Source organism: Streptomyces sp. NPDC096046, assembly GCF_040303285.1.
GTDB lineage: Bacteria > Actinomycetota > Actinomycetes > Streptomycetales > Streptomycetaceae > Streptomyces.
Window position 1 is genome coordinate 167,194 of the sequence record NZ_JBEOSZ010000004.1, and the last position, 23,206, is coordinate 190,399.

Annotated in this window: 21 protein-coding genes and 3 pseudogenes; 12 read left to right on the forward strand and 12 right to left on the reverse strand. The window is 71.5% G+C overall.

Features of this window, described 5'->3' with window-relative positions; translation table 11 throughout:
• Positions 1-10: 10 nt before the first annotated feature.
• Entirely contained in the window at positions 11-2,506 is a 2,496-nt protein-coding gene (locus tag ABTX62_RS05785; protein WP_352114994.1) for a PAS domain S-box protein, read from the reverse strand.
• A 222-nt stretch (positions 2,507-2,728) separates the two neighbouring features.
• Between ABTX62_RS05785 and ABTX62_RS05790 the strand changes: the two genes are divergently transcribed.
• The 6 genes and pseudogenes from ABTX62_RS05790 to ABTX62_RS37855 all read left to right on the forward strand — a co-directional run bounded on the left by ABTX62_RS05790 (position 2,729) and on the right by ABTX62_RS37855 (position 7,221).
• A complete protein-coding gene (locus ABTX62_RS05790) occupies positions 2,729-3,727 on the forward strand; it encodes an RNA polymerase subunit sigma-70 (RefSeq protein WP_352114995.1) in 999 nt (332 codons plus the stop codon).
• A 237-nt stretch (positions 3,728-3,964) separates the two neighbouring features.
• On the forward strand, positions 3,965-4,405 hold the full coding sequence (locus ABTX62_RS05795) for a VOC family protein (RefSeq protein ID WP_352114996.1): 441 nt from the start codon (positions 3,965-3,967) through the stop codon (positions 4,403-4,405).
• Between the two features lie 237 nt (positions 4,406-4,642).
• A pseudogene (locus tag ABTX62_RS05800) lies at positions 4,643-5,032 on the forward strand (LysR family transcriptional regulator); the annotation flags it as partial.
• Positions 5,033-5,207: 175 nt separating this feature from the next.
• A complete protein-coding gene (locus ABTX62_RS05805; RefSeq protein WP_283970746.1) occupies positions 5,208-5,402 on the forward strand; it encodes an antitoxin in 195 nt (64 codons plus the stop codon).
• Between the two features lie 352 nt (positions 5,403-5,754).
• Positions 5,755-6,588, forward strand: a complete 834-nt coding sequence (locus ABTX62_RS05810) for an alpha/beta hydrolase (protein ID WP_352114997.1) — start codon at positions 5,755-5,757, stop codon at positions 6,586-6,588.
• Between the two features lie 357 nt (positions 6,589-6,945).
• On the forward strand, positions 6,946-7,221 hold the full coding sequence (locus tag ABTX62_RS37855; RefSeq protein ID WP_502997908.1) for a kynureninase/PvdN C-terminal domain-containing protein: 276 nt from the start codon (positions 6,946-6,948) through the stop codon (positions 7,219-7,221).
• 114 nt (positions 7,222-7,335) lie between these two features.
• On the opposite strand, the gene ABTX62_RS05820 is transcribed toward ABTX62_RS37855, so the two are convergent.
• Both ABTX62_RS05820 and ABTX62_RS05825 read right to left on the reverse strand, forming a co-directional pair.
• Positions 7,336-8,064, reverse strand: a complete 729-nt coding sequence (locus ABTX62_RS05820) for a polyamine aminopropyltransferase (protein ID WP_352114998.1) — start codon at positions 8,062-8,064, stop codon at positions 7,336-7,338.
• A 57-nt stretch (positions 8,065-8,121) separates the two neighbouring features.
• The gene (locus tag ABTX62_RS05825; protein WP_352114999.1) at positions 8,122-9,807 is read right to left on the reverse strand and encodes a ribonuclease J; all 1,686 of its coding nucleotides are present in this window, start codon (positions 9,805-9,807) and stop codon (positions 8,122-8,124) included.
• Positions 9,808-10,104: 297 nt separating this feature from the next.
• Here ABTX62_RS05825 and ABTX62_RS05830 point away from each other — a divergent pair, with 297 nt between their 5' ends.
• From ABTX62_RS05830 to ABTX62_RS05850, 4 genes and pseudogenes are all read left to right on the forward strand, one after another.
• Positions 10,105-10,758: an SDR family oxidoreductase gene (locus ABTX62_RS05830; protein ID WP_352115000.1), complete on the forward strand. Its 654-nt coding sequence runs from the start codon at positions 10,105-10,107 to the stop codon at positions 10,756-10,758.
• Between the two features lie 593 nt (positions 10,759-11,351).
• Complete coding sequence (locus tag ABTX62_RS05840; RefSeq protein ID WP_007379522.1) at positions 11,352-11,555, forward strand: cold-shock protein; 204 nt, start codon at positions 11,352-11,354, stop codon at positions 11,553-11,555.
• A gap of 244 nt (positions 11,556-11,799) precedes the next feature.
• A pseudogene (locus ABTX62_RS05845) lies at positions 11,800-12,070 on the forward strand (carbohydrate-binding protein); the annotation flags it as partial.
• 107 nt (positions 12,071-12,177) lie between these two features.
• Positions 12,178-12,405, forward strand: a complete 228-nt coding sequence (locus ABTX62_RS05850) for a hypothetical protein (protein WP_352115001.1) — start codon at positions 12,178-12,180, stop codon at positions 12,403-12,405.
• A gap of 56 nt (positions 12,406-12,461) precedes the next feature.
• Here ABTX62_RS05850 and ABTX62_RS05855 read toward each other — a convergent pair whose 3' ends face one another.
• The 6 genes from ABTX62_RS05855 to ABTX62_RS05880 all read right to left on the reverse strand — a co-directional run bounded on the left by ABTX62_RS05855 (position 12,462) and on the right by ABTX62_RS05880 (position 19,958).
• Positions 12,462-13,352: an NlpC/P60 family protein gene (locus ABTX62_RS05855; RefSeq protein WP_352115002.1), complete on the reverse strand. Its 891-nt coding sequence runs from the start codon at positions 13,350-13,352 to the stop codon at positions 12,462-12,464.
• Positions 13,353-13,503: 151 nt separating this feature from the next.
• Positions 13,504-17,421: an nSTAND1 domain-containing NTPase gene (locus ABTX62_RS05860; RefSeq protein ID WP_352115003.1), complete on the reverse strand. Its 3,918-nt coding sequence runs from the start codon at positions 17,419-17,421 to the stop codon at positions 13,504-13,506.
• Positions 17,422-17,565: 144 nt separating this feature from the next.
• A complete protein-coding gene (locus tag ABTX62_RS05865) occupies positions 17,566-18,009 on the reverse strand; it encodes a hypothetical protein (RefSeq protein WP_352115004.1) in 444 nt (147 codons plus the stop codon).
• 87 nt (positions 18,010-18,096) lie between these two features.
• On the reverse strand, positions 18,097-18,546 hold the full coding sequence (locus ABTX62_RS05870) for a peptidase inhibitor family I36 protein (RefSeq protein WP_352115005.1): 450 nt from the start codon (positions 18,544-18,546) through the stop codon (positions 18,097-18,099).
• Positions 18,547-18,675: 129 nt separating this feature from the next.
• Entirely contained in the window at positions 18,676-19,599 is a 924-nt protein-coding gene (locus ABTX62_RS05875; RefSeq protein ID WP_352115006.1) for a hypothetical protein, read from the reverse strand.
• A gap of 221 nt (positions 19,600-19,820) precedes the next feature.
• Positions 19,821-19,958 carry a hypothetical protein gene (locus tag ABTX62_RS05880; RefSeq protein WP_352115007.1) on the reverse strand — a complete coding sequence of 46 codons (138 nt, stop codon included), beginning with the start codon at positions 19,956-19,958 and terminating at the stop codon, positions 19,821-19,823.
• 355 nt (positions 19,959-20,313) lie between these two features.
• Here ABTX62_RS05880 and ABTX62_RS05885 point away from each other — a divergent pair, with 355 nt between their 5' ends.
• Positions 20,314-20,763: a VOC family protein gene (locus ABTX62_RS05885; RefSeq protein ID WP_352115008.1), complete on the forward strand. Its 450-nt coding sequence runs from the start codon at positions 20,314-20,316 to the stop codon at positions 20,761-20,763.
• Positions 20,764-21,304: 541 nt separating this feature from the next.
• Here ABTX62_RS05885 and ABTX62_RS05890 read toward each other — a convergent pair.
• On the reverse strand, positions 21,305-21,949 hold the full coding sequence (locus tag ABTX62_RS05890; protein WP_352115009.1) for a TetR/AcrR family transcriptional regulator: 645 nt from the start codon (positions 21,947-21,949) through the stop codon (positions 21,305-21,307).
• Between the two features lie 114 nt (positions 21,950-22,063).
• Positions 22,064-22,468 carry a PaaI family thioesterase gene (locus ABTX62_RS05895; protein ID WP_352115010.1) on the reverse strand — a complete coding sequence of 135 codons (405 nt, stop codon included), beginning with the start codon at positions 22,466-22,468 and terminating at the stop codon, positions 22,064-22,066.
• Between the two features lie 112 nt (positions 22,469-22,580).
• Between ABTX62_RS05895 and ABTX62_RS05900 the strand changes: the two are divergent.
• Positions 22,581-22,729 (forward strand): annotated as a pseudogene (locus tag ABTX62_RS05900) (IS3-like element ISMyma3 family transposase); the annotation flags it as partial.
• Positions 22,730-22,775: 46 nt separating this feature from the next.
• On the opposite strand, the gene ABTX62_RS05905 reads toward ABTX62_RS05900, so the two are convergent.
• Positions 22,776-23,096, reverse strand: coding sequence for a hypothetical protein (locus ABTX62_RS05905; protein WP_352115011.1), 321 nt, complete (start codon positions 23,094-23,096; stop codon positions 22,776-22,778).
• Positions 23,097-23,206 lie beyond the last annotated feature (110 nt).

Consider the following 23,206-nt stretch of genomic DNA (forward strand, 5'->3'; position numbering starts at 1 on the left):
ACGTTTCCCTTCAGGACCCCCGCTCCGCCGTCTTGGGCAGACCGAGCAGGAGCAGTGTCACGTCGTCGTCATGGGAGGCCGTGTCCGGGACGAGGGTTCCGAGCAGCCGGTCCGCGGCCCGGTCCAGCGTCTCCGGGTCCGCCTGCCCGTCCTTCGGTTCATGGCCGAGGGTGTGGGCGAGGGTGTGGGCGAGGACGTCGATCTGGGCCTCGATGTCGGTGCCGGGACGTTCGACCAGCCCGTCGGTGTACAGCGCGAGCGTGCTGCCGGGCGGCAGCGGATGGCTGACGTCCTCGAACGGCAGCGCCATGCCGGACGAGTCGTTGACACCCAGCGGCACACCGACCGGGGCCCCGAGCCGGCAGGCCGGTCCACCGGGCGGCAGGGCGATGACGGGAAGGTGTCCGGCCGAGCACAGGGTGACCTCGTTCGCCTCTTGGTCGATCACGAGGTAGACGCAGGTGACCAGTTGGTCCGCCAGGTCGCTCACGAAGGCGTCCAGCCCGGTCATGAGCACACCGGGCGTGGCCCCCGTGCGGGCCAGGGCGTGGGAGGCGGCGCGCAACTGCCCCATGACGGCAGCGGCCTCCAGGCCCCGGCCCATCACGTCGCCGACGACGACGCCCGTGCGGCGCTTGTCGAGGGGGATGACGTCGAACCAGTCGCCGCCGACGCCGGGGTCCTGGACGGACGCCAGGTACCGGTGAGCGCTGGGGAGGTACGCGAGGCGGGGCGGCTGTCCCATGAGGCTGTGCTGCAGGGTGTGGGCGATCCGGCGCTGTTGCTCGTAGCGCTCGGCGCGTTCGGTCTCCGCCCGTCTGCGCTCGGTGATGTCCCGTACGGTCAGGAAGACGAGGGTCTCCTGCTCGGACTCGAGGCTGCTGACGCTCACCTCGACGGGGAACTCCGAGCCGTCGTCGCGCAGGCCGTACAGGTCCCGGTCCAGGACCACGGGTCTCGGATCGCGCAGGCGGAGGTAGGTGCCGAGGAGGGCGCCGTGCCGCCGTCGCCGCGGGGCGGGCGCCAAGTGGACCACATCGGTGCCGACGAGGTCGTCCGGCGAACGGCCGAAGAGGCGCGTGACCTGCGCGTTGGCCATGACCACGGTGCCGTCGCCGTCCGTGATCAAGGTGGCGTCGGGCGCGGATTCCAGCAGCGCCCGGAACCGCCGGTGGGACCGTTGGGCCTCCCGCTGGGCCGCGACGCGGTCGGTGATGTCGGTGACCACGCCGCAGACGGCGTAGGGACGGCCGGAGGTGTCGGTGAGCGGGAAGAGAGTGGAGAGGAACTCCCGCGCACCCCCCGGCAGGGCGAGCACCTCCTCTCGCTGCACCGGCTTGCCCTCCGCCAGCAGGGTGAGGTCGGCGGGCCGCGCTCGCAGCCCGGCATCGGCCGGCATGACCTCCTGGTCCCGCCGGCCGAGGACCTGCTCCCGACGCAGGCCCAGGATCTGCTCGAACGTCGTGTTGACCGACAGGAAGCGCCCGTCGAGGTCCTTGATGAACACCACCGCGGGCGTGTGATCCATGAAGGCCTGAAGCAGTTCGTTCTGGCGTACCTGCCACTCCAGCCGGGCATGAGCCGCTTCCACCCGCCGGCCCACCGCCAGCGTCGTGAAGATCACCGCCGTGAACACGGCCACGTGACCGCAGACGAGCAGAGCGGTACCCAGCCGCACCCCGAACACGCCCGCGTCCTCACCCGCCAGGACACCCCAGCCCAGCAGCGGCGGCACCACCACCACCGTGACGAACAGCCACCGTCCCAGCGCGCCCGTCGTACCCGCGTTCCACAGCAGCCCTGCCGGGCCCTCGTCCGGGCGGGCCAGGAAGAGGGCCGTCCCCAGCAGCACGAGCGCAAGAGCGGTGTGCAGTGCCATGCCCGTGTAGGCGCCGAACCGCTCCAGTTCGGGCACCGCGTAGGCGGACCCGTACAGCCGCAGCATGCCGAGGGCTCCGACGGCCAGGCCCGGGATCTGACTCGCCCAGGCGGGGATCCGAGACGCCCCGGCGCACAGGGCGGCCACCCCCGCGAGCATGAGCGCCGCGGCCGTGTTCGGCGCCATGCGTCCCGGCGCCCCGGTTCCCACTGCGGCGGTGGAGTCCTGGAAGAGCAGCTCGTCGATGCCCAGACCCGCCCCGGTCGCGTACTCCACGAGGGTCAGCACGCCGAGCACGGCGGCCAGGGCCGCCGCCGCCCGGGCCGCGGCGAGGGTCCGCGTGCGGACCGCACCGTGGGCGATCACGAACAAGGAGAAGCCGAGCGCCACGAGCGCCACGGCGGCATTGGGCTTCATCGACACCGCGGTACCGGGCAGCACCTTCTTCAGCACGTCGGTGTCGGAGACCCATCCGGCCAGGCTCACCAGCCCGAGCAGACCGCCCGTCAGGGCAGCGGCCCCGGCCACGGAACGCACGGCGTCGAGAACAGGAGGACGGAACGGCAGGCCGTCGACCCGCTCCGCGCGACGCGCGCCGGACACCGGCGTCCACTGCTCCCTCGTCACCGCACTCTCATCCCTGCCGGGAGACTGCCCGACCCTCATGGATCAGGCTGAACAGTACGAAAAGGGTATAGGCCCGACGTGACGCCGACCCTGTGAGCCCGTCCCGTCTGCCCTGCTGCCCTGAACACGGCGCTGTCCGGCCCATGCACCTCTGATGAGTTTTCGCGCGTGAACCCGTCACACCTACGAGGGACCACGACGACGAGGCGGAAGGATGACGTGATGAGTGCGGACACACGGCTGGAGGAACTGGACGTGAGCGTTCTGGGCGAGGCCGACGAGCCGGCGTTCTCGGGGCTGGTGGAACGGCACCGGCGAGAGCTGCACGTGCACTGCTACCGGATGCTCGGGTCGTTCGAGGACGCCGAGGACACCGTGCAGGAGACGTTCCTCCGTGCCTGGCGGCGGCGGGATACCTTCGAGGGGCGGTCGACGTTCCGGGCCTGGCTGTACCGGATCGCCACGAACGCCTGCCTGGACCTGCTCGCCAAGTGCCGTCCGGAACCCGCGACGGGCGGCGAGGCGCTGTGGCTGCAGCCCTACCCGGACCGGCTGCTCGACGAACTGCCCGCGGGCGACGCGGATGAGCCGGAGACCGTCGCCGTCGCGCGGGAGACGATCGAGCTGGCGTACCTGGTGGCGGTACAGCACCTCGCGCCGCGCCCGCGGGCCGTGCTGATCCTGCGGGACGTGCTCGGCTGGCCGGCGAAGGACGTCGCTGAGTGTCTCGGGGACTCCGTCAACTCGGTGAACAGCGCCTTGCAGCGGGCCCGTGCCGGGATGCGGGAGCACCTGCCCGCCGAGCGGCAGGACTGGACCGGCGGCGAGCAGGACGCCGGGACGCGAGAGCTGGTGCGCCGCTATACCGACGCCAGCGTGGCCACGGACGTCGACGTGCTCGCCGCGATGCTGCGGGACGATGTCCGCTGCTCGATGCCGCCCACTCCGGGCCTGCATGTCGGCCGCGAGGCGGTGGTGAGGGACTGGATCGAGAGTGGCTTCGAGGGCATGAAGGGCCTGCGCGGCGTCCCCACCTTCGTGAACCGGCAGCCCGCCGTCGCCTTCTACCTCTGGCAGAAGCGGGAGGGCGCCTACCTTCCGCTGACGATCGACGTCCTGCGCGTCACCGGTGGGGCGATCACCGAGATCATCACGTTCCACGACGACCGGTTCCCTCGGCTCGGGCTGCCGGAGCGCCTGCCGGCCAACGCCACGGAGTAGTCCCGGTGCGGAAAAACCGGCGGCTCGTGCCACGCCATACCTGCGGCGCGGCCGGCGAGGGCCGGGGAAAGCGCGGGACTGTCGGGCTCCGGAAAATCCGGCTCATGCCCCAGCACCGCTGCAGCAGAGCCGGCGAGCCGCAGGGTGCTGCGGAGTATGTCGAGAACCTGCCACCGGCTCCGTCCCAGGGACGTCAGCGGCCGCCACCGGCTGCACGAGGAAGAAGGAGAAGCCGGCATGGCGATTCAGCGGATGGACAACGTCGGCATCGTCGTCGAGGACGTGGATGCCGCCGTCGCGTTCTTCGTGGAACTCGGCGTGGAGCTGGAGGGCAGGGCGGAGGTCGAGGGCCCCGTCGCCGACCAGTGCACCGGACTCGACGGCGTCCACTGTGACATCGCGACGCTCCGGACCCCGGACGGCCACAGCCGGCTCGAGCTGGCGAAATACCGCAGCCCCGCGGTGATCAGCGCCGTGCCGCGCAACGGGCCGCACAACGTTCTGGGCACGCACCGTGTCATGTTCGCCGTCGACGGCATCGAGGACACCGTCGCCCGCCTGCGTCCTCACGGCGCCGAACTCCTCGGCGGGATCGCCCGGTTCGAGGACAGCCATCTGCTCTGCTACGCCCGCGGGCCGGAGGGCGTCATCGTCGGACTGGCCGAGCAACTGCGCTGACAGGCGGAACCGCACCACGCACCCGAACGAGATCACCGAGATGCCCTCGCGCACACGCTTCGGAACCGACGGCACCGGTAGGTCAGACACATCGGTGCCGCAGCCGGCTGTGACCGCACGTCCGAGAGGATTTCGGCCCGTGCGTCGGCGGTCCGTACTTGGTCGAGGCGATCCCTCACGCGACCATGGTCGGGACCGATCGAGTCGTCGGTCGGTCTTCAAGGGCAGAGGGCGCGTATGGACGTTCGGCAGTTGGAATACTTCCTCGCGATCGTTGATCGTGGCGGATTCAACCGTGCGGCCTCGGCTCTGTACGTGTCGCAGCCGTCGCTGTCGCAGGCCGTGCGGGCATGGGAGCGTGATCTCGGCTCCGAGCTGTTCCACCGTATCGGGCGCAGGGCAGTCCTGACGGAGGCCGGAAGGGCCCTGATCGAGCCTGCCCGGGAAGCCGTGCGGAGTCTGGAGACGGCGCGGACGAGTGTGGCGGCGGTGCATGACCTGCGTGAGGGGCGTCTGGATGTGGCGTCGATGCCGTCGCAGGCCGTGGAGCCTTTGACGACCTTGGTGAGTGCCTTCAGCCACCGGTATCCCGGCGTCTCCGTGGCCATCAACGCGGCGTTCACGTCGCATTGTCCCGGACCTTCGACTTCGAGGAAATCGGCCTCGCCCACCAGCTCATCCACGACAACCAGCACCCGGCGGGGAACATGGCCGCACGGGTGGGCGACCGCGCCTGATTCGCCCCCGGCCAGAGGGGTACCCACGACCGGGAACGACGCACGTGCACTCCCGGGAGGTATCCATGGGCAAGCTGGGCGACATGATGAACAAGGCCAAGCAGATGGCCAAGGGTCACCCCGACCAGGCCGACAAGGGCGTCACGAGCGCCGAGCGCGTGGTCGACGAGCGGACGGGCAACAAGTACGACGCCAAGACCGACAAGGCCGGCGACGCGGTGCGGCGCTCCTACCGGGACGGCGGCACACCGGAACGCTGACCCGCCCCCGTTTCCCGTCCCCGGCCCGCCGGGGACGGGAAACGCCTGTTCAGAGGCCGTCGCCCGTGGCCCGCGGGCCCGGCCCAGGACGTAGCTGAACACGCCTGCCCCGACGCGCACCACCCGCACCCGCACCCCGTGGGCGGGGCTCCATACCCAGACGCACCAGCGATGACGTCCTTCGTGCGGTCCACCAGGCCGATGCGGCCCTGGTCGTCCATGAAGCCGAGGTCGCCCGTTCTGATCCACCCGTCGAGGGTGATCTCCCGGGTGGCCTCCGGGTCGTTCCAGTAGCCCCGCTGGAGCAGCGGGCGGCCCGGGCCGGTCTTCCCCGAACTGTGGGAGATGCGCGGTGAGCTCTAGGGTCATCTCCGCCTTCGCGGCCGAGGAGGCGCAACGGGTCCTGAGCCTGAAGCCGGTGCTGGCACCGGTGCACGGCCGGTACGGCGACCACCCCCACCAGTCCTACGACGCCTGGCCCTCTGACGACCCCGACGCCCCGCTGGTGATCCTGCTGCACGGCGGCTACTGGCGCTACGACCGGATGCACCTGACCCCGTTCGCGGCCTACCTCTCCGAGCAGGGGTTCTGCGTTCTGCTCCCCGGCTTCCGGCGGTCCGGCGGCGCGGGCGGCTACCCCGCGACCTTCGACGACGTCGCCCGCATCGTGGACACCCTGCCCGAGGGACGCCCGTACGTCCTCGCCGGTCACTGCTCCGGCGGCCACCTGGCCCTGTGGTGCGCCGCCCGGGGGCTGCTGCCGGCCGGCTCCCGCTGGCACACGCCCACCCTGCCGACGAGCGTGCTCGCCCTCGCCCCGATCACCGACCTCACCGCCGCGACGACCTCAGCAACGGCGCAGCGCTGCAACTCCTCGGCGGTGACGAGCACTTCGCCGAGCGGCTGCCCCAGGTCGACCCCCCACCCTGCTGCGCGACGCCGGCACCACCGGCGTCCCGACCGTGTTGCTGCACGGCGCCGCCGACGAGGAGGTCCCGCTCACCCAGTTCGGCGACTACGCGGCCGTGCACCGGGACCTCAGGACGGTCGTCCTGCCCGGCACCGGCCCCTCATCGAACCGGGAGCACCCGGCGCCCGCGCCGTCGCCGACACCCTGAGGGACATGGCGGCCGCCTTCACGCCCGGAGACTCCGGCCACGCGCGCGAGGAGGCCGCACACCCATGACCACCGCGCGCTCCGCCCCGGCCGCCCTACGCGAGCGGGCAACGCGACTCGACACCGAGGATCCCCTGGCCCCCCTCCGCGCCCGCTTCCTGCTCCCGCCGGACGTCGTCCACCTCGACGGCAACTCCCCGGGCCCGCTGCCCGCAGCCGTACCGGCGGCCCTCGACGACGTCGTGCGGTGCCAGTGGGCCACCGGACTCATCGGCTCCTGGAACGCGTCCGGCCGGTGGGAGGCGCCGCTGCGGGTGGGCGACGCCATCGGCGCACTCATCGGGGCCGCGCCCGGACGACCTGGACCAGGTCCGTGCCAAGAGCCTGTCCCTGACGGGCTTCTTCCTGCGCTGCGCGGACGAACTCCTGTCCCCCCTGGGCTTCACCTCCGTCACCCCGGCCGATCCCGGCCGCCGGGGCAGCCAGGTCACCCTCCGCCACCCCCATGCCCGCGGACTGGTCGCCGCTCTCGCGGACCACGGCGTCATCGCCGACATGCGCACGCCCGACCTGCTGCGCTTCGGCGTCAACGTTCTCTACACCAGCCACCGGGACCTGCTCACCGCCGCGCTCCACCTGCGGGATCTCACCCGGTCCGCCGCCTACGACCCCACGCTCCCGGCCGCGGGGCCGGTGACCTGAGGCAGGCAACCGGTCCGCGCCCTCGGGACAAGGGACGGAACGTGCCCCTTCCCCGTCGCGGGCTCCTCGCGAGACCGCCGGGCGGGCATCGGCGGACCCGGGCGAGCCGTCGTCCTACGGCGTGACCGGTGCCGTGCCTGCCAGGTAGACGGTGTTGGCCGAGGTGCCTCCGCGCAGGGGATTGTCGAAGTCGACGACATGGGCCGCCGCGTGTGCGAAGACCTCCGTGAGCGCGGTGGTGAACTCTTCGTCGGGCGGGTCGTTCGACCACAGGGCGAAGACCCCGCCGGGACGGAGATGACCGGCCAGGGCGCGGAGCCCGGCGGGCCGGTAGAGCGCCGCGTGCCGAGGGTGGAGCACATGGCGCGGTGAGTGGTCGACGTCGAGCAGGATGACGTGGAAGCGGCGGCCCGGCTCCGAGGGGTCCAGACCGCCGGGGTCGGCGGCCAGCGCGAAGAAGTCACCGTGGACCAGGCGGCAGCGGGCGTCCGACGTCAGCCGGGCCCCCAGGGGCACCAGGTGCCGCCGGTGCCAGCCGATGACCTCGGCGAGCGCGTCGATCACGGTCAGTGAACGCACCCGGCGGTCGTCCAGTGCGGCCTGGGCGGTGTAGCCGAGTCCCAGGCCGCCGACGGCGACATCCAGTCCGGTGTCCGGCAGCTCGGCCAGTGCGAGTTCCGCGAGGGCCGTCTCACCGGTGGTGAAGAGGCTGGACATCAGGAACTCGTCGCCGAGCTTCACCTCGTACACGTCCTCGCCCGACACCGGGTCACGGCGCCGGCGCAGACTGATCTCACCGATCGGTGTCGGTTGCCAGTCGATCTCCTCGAAGCGCGCGCTCATTCGTGCTCCTCGTCCGCGCCCGGCAGGGGCCGGCGACTCTTGTGGTGGCGTTCCGGCTCAGGCGTCGATGATGACCGGGATGACCAGCGGCCTGCGGCGGTGGGTGCGGAACGCCCAGTTGGCCACGGCTCGGGCGATGAGCTGTTCGAGCTGGTGAGCGTCGCCGACGCCTTCCTGGGCGGCGTTGGCCAGCGTCTTCTCGATGACGGGGATGACCGGCTCGAAGGTGCTCTCGTCGTGGACGAAGCCGCGGGCCAGGAAGTCGGGAGCCTCGGCCAGGGCGCCGGTGTCGGCGTCGACGATGGCCACGACGGTGACGACGCCTTCCTCGGCCAGGGTGAGGCGGTCCTTGAGGGAGGCCTCCGTCGCGCCACCGACCTCCATCCCGTCCACGTAGACATTGCCCGCGGGCACCTTGCCCGTGATGGCGGCGCGACCGTCGACGAGGTCGACGACGACACCGTCCTCGGCGACGACGACCCGCTCGGGATCCACGCCGGTGCGGATGGCGAGGTCGGCGTTGGCCCGCAGGTGACGGAACTCGCCGTGCACGGGCATGACGTTGCGGGGGCGGACGATGTTGTAGCAGTAGACGAGCTCCCCGGCGCTGGCGTGGCCGGAGACGTGTACCTTGGCGTTGCCCTTGTGGACGACGTTGGCGCCCCACCGGGTCAGGCCGTTGATCACCCGGTAGATGGCGTTCTCGTTGCCGGGGATGAGGGAACTGGCGAGCAGGACGGTGTCGCCCTTGCCGATGCGGATCGAGTGGTCGCGGTTGGCCATCCGCGACAGCGCCGCCATGGGTTCGCCCTGGGATCCGGTGCACACCAGGGTGATCTTGTGGTCGGGAAGCTTCTCCAGCTCCTTGGTGTTCACGACCAGGCCGGACGGAACCTTGAGATAGCCCAGGTCGCGGGCGATGCCCATGTTGCGGACCATCGAGCGGCCCACGAAGGCCACCTTGCGGCCGTGCGCGTGGGCGGCGTCCAGGACCTGCTGGATGCGGTGTACGTGGCTGGCGAAGCTGGAGACGATCACCCGCCGCGGCGCCGTGCGCATCACCTGCTCGATCGCGGGGTTCAGCTCGCGTTCGGAGGTGGTGAAGCCGGGGACCTCGGCGTTGGTGGAGTCGGTGAGGAACAGGTCCACGCCCTCCTCGCCGAGCCGGGCGAAGGCGCGCAGGTCGGTGATGCGGTCGTCCAGCGGGAACTGGTCCATCTTGAAGTCGCCGGTGTGCAGCACCAGCCCGGCCGCGGTACGCAGGGCCACCGCGAGGCTGTCCGGGATGGAGTGGTTGACGGCCACGAACTCGCAGTCGAAGGGACCGAAACCACGCCGGTCGCCCTCGCGGACACGCACCGAGCGGGGCCTGATCCCGTGCTCCTTGAGCTTGGCCTCCAGGAAGGCCAGGGTGAGCTTCGAGCCGACGACGGGAATGTCCGACCGCTCCCGCAGCAGGTAGGGCACGCCGCCGATGTGGTCTTCGTGGCCGTGGGTGAGGACGATGGCGACGATGTCGTCGAGGCGGTCCCGGATCGAGGTGAAGTCCGGCAGGATCACGTCCACGCCGGGCTGGTTCTCCTCAGGGAACAGCACACCGCAGTCCACGATCAGCAGTTTGCCCTGGTGCTCGAAGACGGTCATGTTGCGACCGATCTCGCCGAGGCCGCCGAGGGCGACCACGCGCAAGCCTCCGGCCGGCAGGGGAGGGGCGGGCTTCAAATGGGGGTGCGGATGACTCATACCCCGACGCTACCGGAGGGCCCGCTGGAATGATCCACTGCCTGCCCCGTGACACGGGCTCCCCGGCGACCTCATGGGTTCTCGCTCCCGCCCCGCAGCTGTGTCGTGCCGGTCCGGCGGTCCGGTCGGTGGTGGCCGTGATCGTCGTGCGGCCCGTGCCTTCCCCTCGGGGAAAGGGCCGGGCCCTGGGCTTCGGCATACCCGTGGAACAGCCGCGTGGACCCGGCTCGTTGATCATTGGGGCGCCGGTGTGACGCCGGAGCCGAAGAACCGCATCGAGAGAAGGGGGCATCCGGCGTGGACGTCTTCATCATCGGCATCACCGGCGGTATCGGTGGACTGCTGGCGCAGCGACTGTGCTCCCGGGGGGACGCCGTCCACGGGCTGGTTCGGCGGGAGGACCAGCGGGCCGAACTCGCAACGCGAGGTATGGACGCGCGAGTCGGCGATCTCTCCGTGATGACCGTGGACCAACTCGCTGCGGCCTTCGGTGACGTCGACGTGATCGTGTTCAGTGCCGGATCGAATGGCGGCAGCAGGGACATCACGACGGCGATCGACGGCGATGGGGTCGTCAAAGCGATCGAAGCCGCCCGCTTCGCCGGTGTGGAGCGCTTCGTGCTCGTGTCGGTGCTTCCGGAATCATGGCGGGAACGCGACCTGGGCGAGGAGGTCGAGTACTACTTCGCCGTGAAGAAGGGCGCGGACGTCGCGGTCAGCCGCAGCGATCTGAACTGGCTGATCCTCCGTCCGTCGCTCCTTCTCGACGGTCCGGGAACCGGCACCGTGTCCCTCGGCCCGGCAGAGCTCCATGGCGAGATCACTCGCGACGATGTCGCCGCCACCCTCGCGGAACTGCTCCACGAACCCCGGATCGGCCGGCAGATCCTCGAACTCGACGAGGGGTCGACGCCCATTCAGGAGGCGGTCCGAGCGAACGTCCGCTCGTGACCTGACCGGCGGTCCTCGCGCGGGTCACCCTCGTCCGACCTGGTCCCTGGCATGCCGTTCCGCGCGGCAGCCGGCTCAGACGATCCGACCCCGCCGCCGCGGGCACCAACGTCTCCCGGGTCGCCGGACCGGGGTACCTCGGCATACCGGCAGGCCCCGCCGTCATCGGCTGGATGACCCGACTCACGGCCCTGGGCCCCACCTTTCTGCTGCTCACCCTGTGCTGCGCGACCACCGCGGTCGCGACGGCATCCTGCGTCCCTCACCGGACCGGCCGCCCGCCGTCGAGCTGAGCTCCTGACCGCCCGCGCGGCACGGCCGGAGCACGCGCCGCGCGCCTTCCTGCCTCACCAGCACCGGGGGCGCCGCGCACGTCCGGGTGAACCATGATCGACTTCTGCGATCGACGGCCGTGTCGCCAGCAGGTTCGGACCGAGCGGTGTAGCGTCGATATTCAGCAGTCGTGGTTCCGAAGTCCCGTGCGCCCGTGATCACGATCATGGGCGTTCTTGCTGTTCAGCGCCGCTCCGGACCAAGGCGATCACCTCCGGGCCCGCAGGGTGCGAGCCCGGTCTTCCTCGAAGGAGCAAGCCATGGCCAAGGGCACCGTCAAGTGGTTCAACAGCGAGAAGGGATTCGGCTTCATCGAGCAGGAGGGCGGCGGACCTGACGTCTTCGCCCACTACTCCAACATCGCCGCTCAGGGGTTCCGCGAGCTGCAGGAGGGGCAGAAGGTCGAGTTCGACGTCACGCAGGGCCAGAAGGGGCCGCAGGCGGAGAACATCCGACCGGCATGACACAGGGCCCGGCGGGGCCCAGGCGGCCCCGCCGGAACACCCACCAGGTGAACACCACCTCGGATCAGGGTCGTGGCGCTCAGACGCCCGGCCCTGATCGGCGTCCTTCCTGCTCTCGGCGTTTCATCGCTCTCCGGATCAGCTCGCAAGGACGGTCCCGGTCGCCTACCGACCCGTCTCCCGGCCGGTCTGCGACGGCACCACCACGTGACGCCAACGGCGGACGACCGCGCCCCACGCACCACTGGCTCACGGCACGCTCTACGCCGGCACCAACGGCGGCGCGACCTTCACAGCCCGGACCACGACCTGCCCGCCGGCCGGCTCACGGCCGTCCCCGGCATCGCCGCGGACCTGTGGATCTCCGCTGGCGACAAGGGGTTGCTGCACTCCACTGACGACCGCCGCGCCTTCACCACGCTCACCACGGTGCGGTCCGCCTCCGACCCGGCTTCGGCAAGGCCGCGCGGGGCGCCGCCTACCAGGTCCTGTACCTGATCAGCGCCGCCTGCGACCGACCCTTCGGCTTCCTCACCCTGCCTCGCCACACACGGCTCGTGCCGACGGCGGGCTGGGTCACGGATCCGCCGCCGTTTCCCGAGTACGACGGGGAGGATGAGTGGTGAGCGGGGCCACGACGCACACCGTCCCTGCGGTCAGCGGAACGCCGGCGCGACGCACCCCACTGCTGCTCCCCGGCGCCTTCGTCCTGCAACACCTGGTGGAGGAGGACGAGTACGACGGCTGGCTGTACGGCGACTGCATCACGAGCGCCCGGCGCGGGTGCTCAGCGCGGCAGGCGAAGTTCCCGCTTGCCGCGCTGTCAGACGCTCGCGTAGCCACCGGGTGACGGAGCCGTCGCGACGCTCGGCGTCCCCTGGGGGCACGGACGGCGCCGCGCCCTCGTCACACCATCGGCACGGGTGTCGTCGTCCCGCAGTCCGAGACGCCGTCCAGCCACGCCGGCCCCTTGATGTAGATGTTGCTCACCCACGCCCGGTAGTCCGGCAGGTACGACCACGCGTCGTTGTCGTAGCCCTCGGCGCTGACCATCTCCGCGTGGATCTGGCACTGCACCCGGATGGTGGTGGAGTAGGGGAAGGCGTACACGCGCTCCGCGCCGAGCGAGGGCTTCGCCTTGGTCCACACATCCGTGCCCCAGGTCTGGTGGATGTGACCGGTGACCTGGCCGGTGTTGACGCGGACGGCTCCAAAGTAGCCGTTCATGCGGACGTCACTGACCATGAGCCGGGTGCCCGACTCCTTCGCCTCGACCATCTTGCCCGCGCCCAGGTAGATGGCGATGTGGTGCAGGTCCTTCGACGTGCCCCAGGCGAGCAGGTCGCCCGGCAGCAGCGGGGCGAGGCCCTGTGCGGCGGTGAAGCGGGCCGCCGCGCGGTGCGTGTAGTACTGCCGGCTGGCGATGCCGTTGAGGATGTCGGAGCCCGTCGCCTTGGCGTAGGCGTGCCGGACCAGGCCGGAGCAGTCGAAACCGAGCCGCTCGGGGTCGTGCGCGCTGTCCGGGTCGGTCGGGTCGACCTGCCCGTAGGTGGCGCCCGGCTGGGAGCCGTGGCCGCCGCCCCACGTGTACCAGGTGCCGGCCGCCACCTCGGCGCAGGCGGCGGCGATCGCCCGCTCGGCCGCGGGGGAGGCCCCGGGCGCGAGCGCGCCGCACGAAGCGGCGGCCGCCGCTGGCGCGGACGCCGGGCCGGGCGCGGCGGCGGCGGACACCGGCGCCCAGAACATCAGGGCGATGAAGGCGATCAGTGTGCGGATCAGACCGGTCCGGCGGACCATGCCAGGACCCCCGTTTCCTGTAGGCGGTGAGGAAGTGATGGCACAGCAGCCTGCTGGCCGTGCCCCGCCCCCGTCGACACCCCGCCCGTCGACTCCCGCCGACGGGCAACGGGCAACCCCTGGGAAACCCCCTTCGAGCAGGGACGCCGCCTCAGTCCCGGCCGTCGCAGGAAGCCCCGTCCGAGAGCGGGACCCCCGGCAGGAGTGCGGCGCGGTCGTCGGCGCCCAGGTCCGCGCGCAGCCGGCAGATCTCCGCCAGCCGCGCCCCGGGGTCGAGGTCCCACAGCCGCACGGTGCCGTCCGTGCTGCTGCTGGCGACCGTGCGCCCGTCGGGGGCGAAGGTCACGCCCCACACCGCGTTGGTGTGCCCGGTCAACGTCGCCCACAGACGCCGTCCGGCCACGTCCCACAGGCGCACCGTACGGTCGTTGCCGCTGCTGGCGAGCGTACGGCCGTCCGGAGCGAAGGCGATGCCCCGGGTGGAGCCGGTGTGCCCGGTCAGGACGGCCCGCGCCCGGCTCCGGCCCACGTCCCACAGCCGTATGGTGCCGTCGTTGCCGCTGCTGGCCAGGGTCCGCCCGTCCGGGGCGAAGGCGACGCTGCGGACCGCGCCGGTGTGGCCGTCCAGGGTGCCGAGCGGCCGGCGCGCGGACACGTCCCACAGCCGTACGGCCAGGTCGTCGCCGGCGCTCGCCAGGGTCCGGCCGTCGGGGCTGAAGGCGACGCCGTTGACGTAGTCCCGGTGGCCGGTCAGTGTCGCCCGCGGCGTGCGTTCGCCCACGTCCCACAGGCGCACCGTGCGGTCGGCACCGGCCGAGGCCAGGCTCCGGCCGTCGGGCGCGAAGGCGACGGAGAGCACCTGCCCGGTGTGGCCGGTCAGCGTCCTCAGCGAGGAACGGGCGGCCACGTCCCACAGCCGGATCGTGCCGTCGGAGCCCGCCGACGCCAGGGTTCGCCCGTCGGGTGCGAAGGCCACGGAGAAGACCGTCTCCGTGTGGCCGCGGAGCGTCCCCAGCAGCCGCCGGCCGCGCACCTCCCACAGACGCACGGTGTGGTCGGCGTCGGCGGTGGCCAGCAGCGACCCGTCGGGGCTGTACCGGGCCTGCCACACCTGTGTGAACGGACGCGCCGTCAGCACCGGGCCGCCCAGGTCCCACAGCACGACGGACCGGTCGAACCCGGCGGTGGCCAGCAGGGCGCCGTCGGAGGTCACGGCCGCCCCCATGACATAGTCGGTGTGACCGGCCAGCACGGCGGTCTGCCGGCCGCTGCGGACGTCCCACAGCCGGGTCGTGCCGTCGCCGACCGCACCGATGACCGTGGCGCCGTCGGGCGTGTACGTCACCGCGTTGATGTCGTCACTGCTCCCGGACAGCGTCGCGCTGAGCCGGGCACCGCGGACGTCCCACAGCCGTACCGTCCGGTCGATGCCGCCGGAGGCCACCTCGCGGCCGTCCGGGGAGAACGCGGCGCCCAGCACCTCGTCGGTGTGCCCCTTCAGCACGGTGAGCTGCCCTGCCCGGTCGGTGTCCCACAACCGCACCGTCCGGTCGGTGCCGGCGGAGACCAGGGCCCGGCCGTCCCGGGCGTATCCCAGGGCGTTGACCGTTCCCTCGTGTCCGGTCAGGGTGGCGGTGACGCGCGGGGTGCGTGCGGTGTCCCACACCTCGATCACCCCGCGCGTGGTCGCGACGGCGAGCCTGCCCCCGCGGGGGTCGAAGGCAAGCGTCCGGGCGCCTTCGGTGCCCTTGCCGAGCACGGCCGTCCGCCGGGCCCCGGCGACGTCCCACAGACTCACGGGACCGTGTGCCGACGTCGCCGCCAGGAGGCGGCCGTCGGGGCTGAAGGCGATCGAGCGGACCGGACCGCGCACCGCGAACGTGGCGGTCGTACGGTGATCGTGCACCCGGCGCAGCGTCACCGTCCCGTCGGAACTGGCCGTCGCCAGGGACCGGTTGCCCGGCGCGAAGGCCACCGCGTTGACCGGGCCCCGGTGGCCGCCGAGCCGGCCGGAGAACGGCTGTGACTGGGTGCTCAGCAGCGCGCCGCGCGCCTCGGTGGTGGCGTGGGCCCGGTACGCCTCCCCGGCCAGCAGCATGGAGGCCTCCGGCTGGCCCTCGGCGAGCGACGCGGACCGTACGGCGAGGGCCTGGGAGCGCGCGACGCGTTCCTGGTCGAGGGCGCTCTCGCGCTGCTGGTAGGCGAGGGCGCCGGCGGTCAGGGCGAGCCCCAGCAGTACGACGAGGGTGGCCAGCATGGACTGCCGCAGCCGGACCTGTCGTCTGGTCTGTCGCTCCAGGATTTCCCGCTCGGCCAGGCTCGCCCTGAGGAACGCCTCCTCGCCGGGACTGAGCCGACTCCACCCGTCCAGCTCGTCGGCCCAGGAACGCACGGTGTTCAGCCGGGTGCCGCGGTACAGGGCGGACGGATCGCGGCCTTCGCGCTCCCACTCCGCGGCGGCGTGCGCCAGCTGCTGGTGGAGCAGCAGTCCGGCACGGTCCGCGTGGATCCAGTCGCGCAGCCGCGGCCAGGCGTGGAGGAGGGCCTCGTGGGTGATCTCGACGGTGTCGCTGTCCATCGTGATGAGCCGGGCCCGTACGAAAGCGTCGAGCGCGGCGGTCGCACCGTCCGCGTCGGCGAGCTGCTCCATCAACGCCGCCCGGCTCATCCGGCGGCGGGTCGCCCTGGCCCCGTCCGCGACGTACACCAGGCGGGACAGCACACGGCGGAGCGTCTTCTGCTCGGCCGGATACAGCCGGGCGAAGACGTTCTCCGCGGTGCGGGCGATCGCGCCCTGGATCCCGCCGGCCCGCTCGTACCCGGCGACGGTCAGCGCGGAGCCCTCACGCCGCTGCCAGGTGGCCAGCAGGGCGTGGGAGACGAGAGGGAGGGCGCCCCAGGGCGTCTCGTCGGCTCCGGGACGGGTCCCCTGCGCGGCGCCCGGGGCGGTGCCGCCCGGTCCGTCGCGCAGTCCCGCGTCACGCAGCAGCAAGGGCACGAGGCCCGGCTGGAGGGTCAGCCCGGCGAGTTCCGCCGGGCGCGTGATGGACTCCCGCAGCTCCACCACGGACATCGGGGGCAGCACGAACAGCCCGTCGGTGCAGACCGGCGCCAGTTCGGGCAGTTCCAGACAGTTGCCGGTGAAGTCGGCCCGCATGCCGAGCACCACCACGGCGGGGCCGTGCCCCTTGCCCTCCGGCCTGGGCGCCGCCAGCGCGCGGAGCACGCGGACGAAGGAGCGCCGCTCTTCGTCGTCCGCGCACAGCGTGAAGAGTTCCTCGAACTGGTCGACGATCAGCACCGGCCGGCAGGGCGGGGGCCTGCGGTCCCCCTGAGCCGTGGACGGGGCGTCCGTCATGGCGCGTACGGCGTCCAGTACCGCGTCGGGGTTCCGCCGGGCTTCCTCGGCGGTGACACCGAGGTCACCGCCCACCGCTTTCGCGGTGCGCTCCAGCAGCTCGTCCAGGGGCCGCGAGGTGGGGGTGAACGCCACCACCGGCCACCGGTCGGCGCCCGGCATCGGGAAGTCGCCGCGCCGCAGGGCGGGCACCAGCCCCGCGTTGAGCAGCGACGACTTGCCCGCGCCCGAGGGAGCGACCAGCAACAGCGGGCCGCTGCCCACCCGTTCGAAGACCCGTTCCACCAGGGCGGCCGTCGCGCGTTCCCGGCCGAAGAACCACTCCGCGTCCTGCGGGGTGAACGCCGACAGGCCGCGGTAGGGACACGCCCCGTCGGACGGGCGCTCGCTGAGCGCGGCCTCGAGGGTGTCCCCGCTGTCGGAAGGCGGTCTCTCCTGGACGAGTCTGAGCAACTCCCCGTCTGCGCGGAGCACTTGGTCGCAGAGGCGGGCGACGTCGAGGGTCGCCCGTTTCGCCCCTGTCTCGATCTTGCTGAGGTAGCCCTTGCTGTAGTGCGTCTGCCGTGCCAGATCGGTCAGCGACAGGCCGCGTGCCTGTCGCAGTCGTCGCAGTTGTGCGGGGAAGGAGTGCGTGGTCAGCGCGTTCCGGTCCCGCCCGTTCCGGTGGTCGGTGTCATGCCCGTGCTGCGGGTCTCCCACGGTGTCCCCCATGGCAGTGCGTCCGTGAGACGGCGGATGCCCAGGCTACTGCGGGGGCACTCAGGGCAGCCAAGCCTTTCCCCGGTGTGGCGAAAACGCGAATGTCCGGAACCGGTGGGGCGGTTCCGGACATTCTGTGTGGCTCGCGGCGCCGGGTCAGGTCAGGAAAGCCCCGCAGGTACTCCTGTTCACCCACCCGTGCGCGCTGATGGCGTTGTTCACCGGGGTGCCGTCGGTGAACCGGTCGTCGGTCAGGTCGTCGGCGTACAGCTCGCCCGGGGCGAGGCAGATGTGCCCGCCCGAGCGGTCGGGCTTGTCGTACAACGCCGCGTGGTCCAAGCCACCGGTGTAGGCGCGGTTCATCACGGACGAAGCCCTGTTGTCGGCGGCCGGGCTCCAGGTCCCGCTGTACGGGACGGGCAACAGGGGGCCTTGGCAGTCCGGTTCGTCCCAGGCGTACAGCCGCCCGTCGCGCGGCCCCCATTTGTCGGCGCAGCCCGGCCCGGCGACGGTGGTCTCCGTCGCCTGCGCGGCGGCCGGAACGGCGAGGCCGAGCGCGGTGAGCCCCAGCACGGCCGCCGTGACGGTGATCTTGGTCATGGTGTTCCCCCTGGTTCAGGACGGGTCACCGGAAGGGCGGGGCGGCCCGCAGGGTCGCGGGCCGCCCGCTCCTCACCGGTCCGCGCGTCAGGTCAGGAAGGCCCCGCAGGCGCTCCTGGCCACCCAACGGTGCGAGGTGATGTTGTCGTTGACGATGACGCCGTTGGTGAACCGGTTGTCGGTCAGGTTGTCGGCGTACAGCTCGCCCGGCGCCAGACACGCGTGGCCGCCGCCGTAGTTGTCGTTCTGGTAGAAGGCGACGTGGTCCAGGCCGCCCGTGTAGCCGCGGTTCATGACGGAGGTGGCCTTGTCGTTGGCCGCGGCTCCCCAGTTGCTGCTGTTGCCCGGCGTGGCGATGAGCAGGGTGCCCCCGCAGTCCAGGTCCTGCCAGGCGTACATGTAGCCGTTGCGCGGCCCCCACTTGCTGTTGCAGCCGGGGCCGGGAACGGCGCTCTCGGCCGCCTGCGCGGTGGCGGGTACGGCCAGGCCCAGGGCGGCGAGCCCCAGGACCGCTGCGGTGACGCTGAACTTGCGCATGCTGTTCCCCTCGTTTCCTGTCACTGTCGGTGTGTTGCCGGTCGTGCGGAGGTGCGGATGCGGGTACGCCGGGCCGGTGACCCTGCGCACCGCACCGGTGAGCGGTGTCCGCTCAGGAGCGCGGAGTGGTCAGTGGCGCTCCGGAACGATGCGCACCGCCCGGTCGTAGGCCTGCTGACCGAGGTGCCGGTAGGTGTCGATGTCCTTGCCGAACCGGTCACGCAGGCGGTCCAGGTAGTGCGTCTCCCGGGCCGTGGCCACGGCCCGCAGGGAGGTCTGCCGGGCACAGGTGGCGTCCGCGACGGCGGTTCTCCTCTCGGCGGCGAACGCCTCGTCCGAACGGGCCGGTCCCAGCCGGCCGGTGTTGACGCGAACGGCGTCGCGGGCGGCCTGGGGATCCTGGTAGGGCTGTCCCGCCCGCTTCATGCACCGCGACCACGCCTGTACCGCGGAGCTGAACCGGCGATCTCTCATGAGCTGTTCCCCGTAGAGGGCGTTGAGGCCCGTGACGACCTTGCCGGTGCGGAACCACACGGCCGGATCGCCGTAGAGCCTGCGCTCGGCCTCTTCCATACAGCCGCCCAGGCGCTTGCGGATCTCCCCGCCGCCGGGCAGGGCCACCGTGAGCACGCGGGCGTCCGTGCCGCCGTCCAGCGCGGCGTCGAAGGCCGCGCGCCGGTCGGCGGAGAGGCTCTGCCGGTAGGTGCCGACGGGGTTGCGCGCATGGAGGGCCTGGCCCTTCGCCTCGATTCGGCCGCCGTACCCGTGGACGCGGGCCCACGCCACGTCGTCCTGCACGAAGCGCACCGGCCGGCTCTCGTCGAGCGTCAGACCGCGGTCCTCCCGGAGAGTGAAGCCACGGCGGTCCATGCACTGCTTGGTCAGCCGCTGCTGCGCGTCGGCGACGCGCAGTTCCTGCTGCCAGGTCAGCGCCGCGGGACGCGAACGCGGGTTCCGCGCACGGCCGTCGCCGTCACCGCCACCGGCGCACCCGGTCGTGACGGCCGCGGTGGCCGCCACCGTCGCGCAGATCGACACCAGTGCCCGTCGCATGGACTCCGCCCCCCTTCACCGCCGCCGGTTGACGGGTCCAGAGTCGCCCCGCCGTCGGCCGGGGGTCGACGGGTTTCCCGTTGCCCGCCGGCCCGGCGACCGGGAAACCGGGGATGAGCAGGGGGGACACGGGAGTGAAGGCAACGCGCGGGACGGGGCTGGGAGAGGAGGCCGGCCGTTGCGGTCCGCCGTCATCCCCTCCCGGCGTTCAGGCTTCCTCGTCAGCGAACGTTGTCGCTCTTCGGCCCAATGCCGCTGACCTTGGCGGGAGTTCCGTCCAGGGTGAACGAGTGGTGGAAGGTGAAGGCGTGCGGCGTGGAGCCGTGGTCGTGGAGGTACGGCTTCGGTGGCTGACGCATGGGGGGCGAGGGTTCGTGGGGCGTGACCGACTCATCCTGTCGCGGCTGGTCCAGCCATGGATGAGCCCCCTGTGCGACCGTGGGCGACCATCGAAGACCAAATGAAGGCAGCTGTCTCTGCGACCCGGTCGAAGTTGCGATTTCCCTGCTCACGTGGCTTCTCGCACAGGTCCTTGCGGGGACCGTGGCGGTGGCGCTGCCCGCCTGTGTGGAAGTCCGCACAGGCCCGTCGTCGCGCCGGTCCCGGAAGCGCAGTCGACACCGAGACCGGAGTCGAGCGGCTTGCGCTGTTCGGCGGCGGGCGTTCCCCCGAGTGGTTCGTCCGGGTGGGGCCGGGCCGGGGCACCTGGAGTCCATGACCAACGACGCAAGCCGCATCCGGCTGGTGCAGACCGTGATCGACAGTACCGACGCCCGTGAACTCGCCGAGTTCTACCGGTCCTTGCTGGGGCTCGAATACGCGGAGGGGGACGAGCCGCCTCCGGCCGATCAGCAGGACGAGCACGGCAGGGACTGGCTCGTCCTGCGCGATCCTGGCGGCGGACCGCAGCTCGCCTTCCAGCAGGTGGAGCGCCTGCGCGAACCGGACTGGCCCGACGGCCCGGTGCCCCAGCAGATGCACCTCGATCTGAGCGTCGCCTCGTTGGCGGAACTGCGGAACCAGCACGAGCGCGTGCTCACCCTCGGCGGCAGCCTGCTCAGCAACCGGGACCGGCCGGATCCCGACGACGAGGAACGCTTCCGCGTCTACCGGGACCCCGAGGGCCACCCGTTCTGCATCTTCGTCGCCGAGCGAGACGCGTAGCCCGCGGCACCGTGAGGGGCGGCGGCGGGCGGCCCTTGCGGGAGGCAGCCGGTAGGGGCCGCCGGCCGCCGGGGACTCGCCCGGCGGTGCGCACCGGCTTCACGACGATCCGGCCGCCTCACGCCGCCCGCTGACACGCCGAGCCAGGGAACCAGGCAGACGGCAGGTGGAACATCGATCTGCCGGACATGGACGGCCGTGGTGATCAGGCCGAGAAGGCAACACCGCGCAGCCAGATACACAGAAAGCCCGCAGTCCAGCAATCGCCGGTGTGCACGGCGTCGATGGTGGTGCCGTTGAGGCCGTACTGGATCAGCCGGTCCGGCGGTCACGGACGCGCCTGCCCGCCCTGGCGCCGCTCGGCTTCGTCGTTCCTCGTCGGTGAACGGGGAGACGCCGCTTGCCGATCCGCGCTGGTGGAGGGCTGAGCGCCGGTGTCCACCAGAACGTCGGATTCTTCCGCGCGCCGCTTCTCGGCACTCCTTGCCATCGCCTCCCTCACAGCCGGTGATCCCAGCGGGGCGGCTCCGGCACCCATAGTTCAGCCCGACCGCATCATGTCGGCCACCGAGGGGCGGAACGCGTGGGATGCGGTGAGAAGAGCGCCATGGACGGCCGAGGACGCCGCCCGTCTGACGTAGCCGTCGCTATCTGGCGGCCATACATCACGCTCTTGGTGGATCAGGAGAGAAACCGCCCCGTGCACGCCGGCACACAACACTCTGGCGGTTTCGGTCGTGCTCTCGACAGGCACCCCGGCATCAACACAGGCTGCGATCTTGTCCCGGAAATAGCGGAAACACGCGTCTTCGTTCTGGCGGCTGGCTTCGGTGGCCTCACCGGCCATCACCAGTCGGTAGGGGGAAGGATGACGAAGTCCGAACGCGATGTAGGCGACGCAGGCTTCGTGGAGCGCCGTCACAGGATCCGGGATTTCCCGGGACACCGCTTCCATCTCGCTGAACAGTGAGCTCCACACGCGCAGGCACGCCGCGTGGACGAGTTCCCTCTTCGAGGCGAAGTGGAGGTAGACGGCCGGCGGGCTGACTCCTGCACTTGTTGCCACCGCGCGAATCGTAAGGGCCTCAACGCCACGGCTTTCGAGGAGCTGATCGGCGATGCCGAGAAGCTGATCTCGGAGCAGACCACCCTGGCCCTTGGCAGCGCGAACTCGGGAACCTGTCACAGATAGAGCCTTCGTGAGAGGGTGATGACCGTACGCAGACGCCGAAATTCTCCGAAGCGCCCCCTGAGGGGGCGCTTCCTCGTCTGCGGCATCCTGACGGTGCGTGACCAGGCGTCATGAGGCCTTCGGTTTGGTGACGGTGACCACCTGGGTTACCCGGGCGCACAGTTCACCCTCGTCATCATGGACGTTGACCTCGACGACGGTGTTGCGTCCCACACGCAGGGGACGAGCTGTCGCGACGACGCTCGTGCGGGCGGGCCGGAGAAAATGCGTGCTCGACTCCACGGTGGCCGGTGCGGCGCCCGCCGGACCGTTGAGGGCGGCGCAAACGGCAGCACACACATCGGCGAGCCCCATCAACGCCCCTCCGTGGAGGCCGCCGCCCACTGTGGAAAGGGAGAGGTCATGCGTCAGCCTGGCTTGAACCCTGGCTTCAGTGATCTCCTCGAACACGACGCCGAGCGTCTTGGCATACGGCGCGAGCGCGTAGACGTCGTCGGCTCCAAGTGTGAGCACAGGCCACTCTCCTCCTGGTTAGTGGCGATAACTTATCGACGTTAACTCATGTCGTCAACCAGGGTGACGCTCCCGCGTCCGATCCCAAGAGCCGCGCGAGCGCGCTGTGCGCATGGTTGCGGAGATCCGTCCGAACCACCCGACCGAGTGGCCGCGATGAAGGCGGTCGCGTCCACGCTGGGGAGCGGTGCCGCCGAGACGGTGCGGACCTGGATCCGCAGGACCGAGGCCCACACCGGCCGACGGCCCGGAGTCACGTCGGGGTCCGGGCGGTGACTGCACAGCCGCAGTTCCCTGAGGAATACGGTCAGCGGAAACGGCGGAAGAACTGCCGGAGGCCGCCGCCGAGGAGGTCGGGCACATCGAGTGCGGCGAAGTGTCGGCCGCGTTCGCAGGTCGACCAGTGGACGATGTTGTTCGCGCGCTCGGCGATGGTGCGTACCGACTGGAAGTCGTAGGGGAACAGGGCGACGCCGGTGGAGGCCGGGTTGGGGGTCTCGGCGTCGCCGGCACCGCTCTGGGCCTTCTCGAAGTACCAGCGGGCCGACGATCCGGCGGTCTGGGTCCCGACCGCTTCGCCTGCCCGGACGACGTCGTTCATGTAGGTGGCCGAGTGGGTGGTGCGCACTGACGTACGCCGTGGGGGAGTTCGGTGCGGAGCGGGACCAGGCACCGTGAACGAGGATGGTGGTCGAGAAGTCCCGGCAACCGAGAGCCACATCAGGTGCTCGTGTGGCG

Bases quoted from the DNA above. Each gene is read 5' to 3' on its own strand.
- ABTX62_RS05870 (WP_352115005.1), bottom strand. From the start codon at position 18,546: ATGCGCAAGTTCAGCGTCACCGCAGCGGTCCTGGGGCTCGCCGCCCTG.
- ABTX62_RS05825 (WP_352114999.1), bottom strand. From the start codon at position 9,807: ATGAGTCATCCGCACCCCCATTTGAAGCCCGCCCCTCCCCTGCCGGCC.
- ABTX62_RS05855 (WP_352115002.1), bottom strand. From the start codon at position 13,352: ATGGTCCGCCGGACCGGTCTGATCCGCACACTGATCGCCTTCATCGCC.
- ABTX62_RS05865 (WP_352115004.1), bottom strand. From the start codon at position 18,009: ATGACCAAGATCACCGTCACGGCGGCCGTGCTGGGGCTCACCGCGCTC.
- ABTX62_RS05805 (WP_283970746.1), top strand. From the start codon at position 5,208: ATGGGCAAGCTGGGCGACATGATGAACAAGGCCAAGCAGATGGCCAAG.
- ABTX62_RS05790 (WP_352114995.1), top strand. From the start codon at position 2,729: ATGAGTGCGGACACACGGCTGGAGGAACTGGACGTGAGCGTTCTGGGC.
- ABTX62_RS05880 (WP_352115007.1), bottom strand. From the start codon at position 19,958: ATGCGTCAGCCACCGAAGCCGTACCTCCACGACCACGGCTCCACGCCG.
- ABTX62_RS05885 (WP_352115008.1), top strand. From the start codon at position 20,314: ATGACCAACGACGCAAGCCGCATCCGGCTGGTGCAGACCGTGATCGAC.
- ABTX62_RS05875 (WP_352115006.1), bottom strand. From the start codon at position 19,599: ATGCGACGGGCACTGGTGTCGATCTGCGCGACGGTGGCGGCCACCGCG.
- ABTX62_RS05840 (WP_007379522.1), top strand. From the start codon at position 11,352: ATGGCCAAGGGCACCGTCAAGTGGTTCAACAGCGAGAAGGGATTCGGC.
- ABTX62_RS05860 (WP_352115003.1), bottom strand. From the start codon at position 17,421: ATGGGGGACACCGTGGGAGACCCGCAGCACGGGCATGACACCGACCAC.
- ABTX62_RS05820 (WP_352114998.1), bottom strand. From the start codon at position 8,064: ATGAGCGCGCGCTTCGAGGAGATCGACTGGCAACCGACACCGATCGGT.
- ABTX62_RS05795 (WP_352114996.1), top strand. From the start codon at position 3,965: ATGGCGATTCAGCGGATGGACAACGTCGGCATCGTCGTCGAGGACGTG.